This is a genomic window from Pantoea sp. USMM079, from assembly GCF_037153115.1.
Taxonomy (GTDB): domain Bacteria; phylum Pseudomonadota; class Gammaproteobacteria; order Enterobacterales; family Enterobacteriaceae; genus Pantoea; species Pantoea communis.
In genome coordinates this window covers 1-417 of sequence record NZ_JBBCKX010000073.1, presented here as the reverse complement: position 1 = coordinate 417, position 417 = coordinate 1, and the positions used below count along the sequence as shown (strand labels likewise).

Below are 417 nucleotides of genomic sequence, written 5' to 3'. Positions count from 1 at the left end.
ATAACGCTGGGTATGTCGTTATCAATCATGACAATAAGAAGGAAATAGTTTCTGTCAAGCGAATAGAAGAGTTCATGAAGTCAGAAGTGAGAACTGATCAATGGGACTGGTCGGGAAATATTGATGCTGGCGTCAATCTCAAAAATTCCTCAACTAACACAGATGACTACAGCCTTTCACTGAATACAAAATTGAAAAAAGAAAAATGGAGGCACGATATATCCGCAACTTATGATCGTGTCGTCGAGGACAACAATGTTAATACAGATAATTACAGCTTAAGGTATGCTATTGATTATATTTTTAAGGAACAATATTTCTGGCAGTCAAGACTCAGTTATAAACGTGACTGGGTTGAAGATTTATCCCGACAGCTGCTCATTGGCACCGGCCCGGGCTATCAGTTATGGGATGATG

General features: G+C 39.3%; 1 protein-coding gene. It reads left to right on the top strand.

The window, feature by feature from the left end:
• Positions 1 to 74 precede the first annotated feature (74 nt).
• A partial coding sequence (locus WFP70_RS26565; protein ID WP_337024910.1) for a DUF481 domain-containing protein occupies positions 75 to 417 on the top strand: 343 nt, incomplete at its 3' end.